The following is a 3950-nucleotide window of genomic DNA, read 5'->3' on the forward strand; positions in this document are numbered from 1 at the left end:
GCGGCGGCTCCGACGACGGCGGCGACGAGGGCGGCCCCGGCGGCGCGCCCGGCGGAATGGGCGGCGGCATGGGCGGCATGGGCGGCATGGGCGGCGCGATGTGAAGTTCGGGTAACGCCTTCACACCCCCATCGCCGACCGCACCCGCCTCGCTGGATCGACACGCCGACCGAACGTCGCGCGCCCCTCGCGGGCCCGACGACGCGCGCTTTTTATCGAGGACCGCTCGCGTAGCCGGCGGCTCGTGGTTCGACGGCGACGATCATTTCGCCGACACGACGGTAACACCGACGTTACCACCCGACACGAGGGTTCGCGAGCCGTTAAGTGTCGGCCGTCCCTCTGATCGATCCACGAGACGTGGACGCCCCGACGGCGTGCGACGCGGCGCGTCCCGTCCGACTTCATTCATCATGCCACAGCAGAAAGCGGACTACGCGGACGACACCGAGATCGACGACGCGCTCGACCAGCTCCCCGACGACGAGACCGTCGAATCGGCGGTCGCGGGCCTCGAAGCCAGCGGGTTCGAGGTCGTGGTCGTCGACTCGGCCGAGGAGGCGCTGGAGACCGTCAAATCGCAGATCCCCGCGGGGGTCTCCGTGATGAACGGGCACTCGACGACCCTCGAAGAGATCGGCTTCGACGAGCTCCTGAGCGAGGGCGACCACGACTGGGAGAGCCTCGCCGACGAGATCTGGAGCATCGACGACGACGCCGAGCGACAGGCCGCACGTCGGCAGTCGCAGACGGCCGACTACTTCCTCGGCGGGATCAACGCGATCGCGGAGACGGGCGAGCTCGTCGCCGCCGACCTCTCCGGCAGCCGCATCGGGGCGTACCCGTTCGCCGCCGGCAACGTGATTATCGTCAGCGGCGTGAACAAGATCGTCCCCACGCTCGACGACGCGCTCGACCGGCTGGAGTCGGTCGCGTACCCGCTGGAGAACGAGCGCGCGCAGGAGGCGTACGGCGTCGAGTCGTCGATCGCGAAGCAGCTCATCTACCGGCAGGAGACCGAGGAAGGCCGGACGACGGTGGTTCTCGTGCGGGAGCAGCTCGGGTACTGAACTGGCGGCTACGGCGGTAACGCCTCGCGCTCTCTTCTCCCTTTCGACGCCCCTGGGCGACGCCGCCGCTCGCGGTGTTGTTCGTGGCGAGGAGTACGGGCCGGGAGGGATTCGAACCGCGGTCACTCCGCTCCGTTCCCTGATTCGAATCCCTCTCCGAGACCTGTCGCTCGCGAAGTGCTCGCGACAGGACACGGGCCGGGAGGGATTCGAACCGAAGCCAGAGGTTCCTGTCGCTTCGCTGCGCGGGCTGCCTCTGGCAGGGTTCGAACCCTCCCTCGTCGATAGCCTCGCGGCTCGCGAACTGCTCGCCGCGTGGGGTACGGGCCGGGAGGGATTCGAACCACGGTCACTCCGCTCCGCTCCGTTCCCTGATTCGAATCCCTCTGGCGTTTTCACTGCTCCCGTCGGTCGCAGGAAAACGGGCCGGGAGGGATTCGAACCCCCGACCGTCCGGTTAAAAGCCGGACGCTCTCCCTAACTGAGCTACCGGCCCAGACACGAATTCGTACGCACAGACCACGGATAAACGTTTAGAAACCGCCCGCGACGAGGCCCTCGTCCGGCGGATCCGAAACGATTTCCGGCCCCCTCTGCGTCCCCGCGAGCATGGACTTCGACATGCGGGCGTTCGCCGCGGATCTCTGTCGGTTCGCCTCCACCGCCGGCGAGGAGGCGACCGCGGCCGACTTCGTCGCGGAGACGCTCGACGACCTCGGCTTCGAGACGTACGCGTGGGACGCCGACGCCGAACTCCTCGCAGGCCACCCCTCCTTCCCGGACGACCTCGACGAGGCGGACGTGGCGGGGCGAAAGAGCGTCGGCGGCGTGCTCGAACTCGGCGGCGCGGGCACGGCGCGCGATGAGAACGGCGCCGACGCCACGCCCACGGTCGTGCTGAACGGTCACATCGACGTGGTGCCGGCCGAGCCCGCGGCGTGGTCGAGCGACCCCTTCGAGCCGGTGTGGACGGAGGATGCCGCCGATGGCGACGGCGGTGGGGGCGAACCGACGGGGGGCGGCGAGACGCTCACCGCCCGTGGCGCGGCGGACATGAAGTCGGGGGTCGCGGCGTGCGTGGGCGCGGCGCTCGACGTGCGCGCGGCCGTCGAGGCCGGGGAGATAGACCTCCCGGCGGGCGGGCTCCGGGTCGTCGTCGAGGCGGTCGCGGGCGAGGAGGACGGCGGGTACGGCGCGGCGACCGCGGCGCTCGCGAACCCGTACCCCTTCGAGCGCGACGCGGCGATTGTCGCGGAGCCGACCGAGCTGCGCCCGGTCGTCGCCACCGAGGGATCGCTGATGGCGCGGCTGGAGCTGACCGGGCGGAGCGCGCACGCCGCCACGCCGTGGCGCGGCGAGGACGTCCTCCCGCGGTTCGAAGCGATCCGCGGGGCGTTCATGGACTTAGAAGACGAGCGCGGCGAGACGGTGACTCACCCCCTGTACGGGGAGTTTCCGGTGCCGTGGCCGGTCGTCTGCGGGACGGTCGAGGCCGGGTCGTGGGCGTCGACGGTCCCGGCGACGCTCACCGCGGAGTTTCGGATCGGCGTCGCCCCGGGTGAGACGGTCGACGAGGTGGAGGAGACGTTCTGTGAGCGGCTCGACGAGGTCGTCGCCGAGGATCCGTGGCTGCGCGAGCACCCGCCGACGTTCGAGCGGTTCTCGGTGCAGTTCGAGCCGAGCGAGGTCGCCGTCGACGAGCCGATCGTCGAGGCCGCGCGGGCGGGGCTCGTCGACGCCGGCCTCCCGAACCCGGAGCCGACCGGGGCGACGTACGGCGCCGACTCCAGGCACTACGTCGCGGCGGGGATCCCGACCGTGCTGCTGGGGCCGGGGACCGTCACGGAGGCGCACTACCCGGACGAGACGATCGCGTGGAACGAGGTCGAGGAGGGGCGGGCGGCGATCGCGGCCGCGGTCGGTCGGTTCGCGACGGACTACTCGGGCGCGTCGGCGAAGTAGCCGTCGAGCGCCTCGGCGACCAGCGTGCCGGGATCGACGTTCCGGTTCGAGGCGCGGCGTCGGAGCTCCACGTAGGTGTCGAGGGGGAGGCGGACGCCGAGGAATCCGAGTTCGACGCCGACGTCGCGGACGGCGGCCTCGATGTTGCCCCCGTCGTTGACAGCGGAGGCGATAGAGCGCACCTCGCGGACCGTCAGATCGCCGTCGATGGTCGCCCACGCGAGCAGGTAGCGGTCGGTACCGCCGAGGCGCGCGACGTGTTTCGCCGCGCTCGGCGCGATCCGGCCGCCCGCGACCTGTCGGCGGATCGCCTGCGGGAGGTCGTGGACGCGGGCCCACTTGCGGATGAACGCCACGGAGACGTCGTCGCCCGCGCGCTCGGCGGCGGCCTTGTACGAGCCGACGCCGCGGACGAGGGCCGCGCACGCGGCCGCCCCGCGCAGCATTAAGACGTTGTCCTCGTCGCCGACGTCGCCGGCCGCGAAGCGGGCGACCGTCTCGGCCGCCTCGGCCACGCTCTCGGGGTCGTCGGGGTCGAAGCCGACCGCCTCTGCGGCCCGTTCGCCCGTCACCTCGGGGTCGGCCCGGACGACGGGTTCGCCGACGGGAGAGCGGCGGTCCGCGCGGGAGTCCTCGTTCATACGGTCATCTTCGGGTGTACACATATAAGCGACCGGCACCGGGGCAGGATTCGCTCACGACCGAGACGAGTCGGGACGGACTGCGAGACCGCCGACAGTGACCCGGAGAGAGCGACAGCCGCCCGACGGCAGCGATGTGGTTTATACGTGAGCCGTGAGGCGGCGTCACGGTTATCTATCATCGGATTGCGGTGGCGCGTGCCTCCGAGCGCCCACCGGGCGCGAGGAGCACGCGCGAGGGAGCCGGTGAGCGCTCGGAGAGCGCGAACCGCGAGGC

At 71.3% G+C, this 3950-nt stretch carries 3 protein-coding genes and 1 tRNA gene; 2 read left to right on the forward strand and 2 right to left on the reverse strand.

Annotated elements, in window-relative coordinates:
- Positions 1 to 413 precede the first annotated feature (413 nt).
- Positions 414 to 1070 carry a lactate utilization protein gene (locus SD626R_RS03555; protein ID WP_092563580.1) on the forward strand — a complete coding sequence of 219 codons (657 nt, stop codon included), beginning with the start codon at positions 414 to 416 and terminating at the stop codon, positions 1068 to 1070.
- A 422-nt stretch (positions 1071 to 1492) separates the two neighbouring features.
- Here the strand turns inward: SD626R_RS03555 and SD626R_RS03560 are convergent.
- Positions 1493 to 1566 (reverse strand) — tRNA-Lys (locus tag SD626R_RS03560).
- Between the two features lie 113 nt (positions 1567 to 1679).
- Here SD626R_RS03560 and SD626R_RS03565 point away from each other — a divergent pair.
- Positions 1680 to 3032, forward strand: a complete 1353-nt coding sequence (locus tag SD626R_RS03565; RefSeq protein WP_092563583.1) for a M20 family metallopeptidase — start codon at positions 1680 to 1682, stop codon at positions 3030 to 3032.
- Here the strand turns inward: SD626R_RS03565 and SD626R_RS03570 are convergent.
- Complete coding sequence (locus SD626R_RS03570; protein WP_092563586.1) at positions 3008 to 3673, reverse strand: DUF7119 family protein; 666 nt, start codon at positions 3671 to 3673, stop codon at positions 3008 to 3010. The genes SD626R_RS03565 and SD626R_RS03570 overlap by 25 nt on opposite strands.
- Positions 3674 to 3950: the final 277 nt, after the last annotated feature.

Origin of the sequence: Halorubrum sp. SD626R, from assembly GCF_001261915.1 — an archaeon.
Classification (GTDB): Archaea; Halobacteriota; Halobacteria; order Halobacteriales; family Haloferacaceae; genus Halorubrum.

Bases quoted from the DNA above. Each gene is read 5' to 3' on its own strand.
- SD626R_RS03555 (WP_092563580.1), top strand. From the start codon at position 414: ATGCCACAGCAGAAAGCGGACTACGCGGACGACACCGAGATCGACGAC.
- SD626R_RS03570 (WP_092563586.1), bottom strand. From the start codon at position 3,673: ATGAACGAGGACTCCCGCGCGGACCGCCGCTCTCCCGTCGGCGAACCC.
- SD626R_RS03565 (WP_092563583.1), top strand. From the start codon at position 1,680: ATGGACTTCGACATGCGGGCGTTCGCCGCGGATCTCTGTCGGTTCGCC.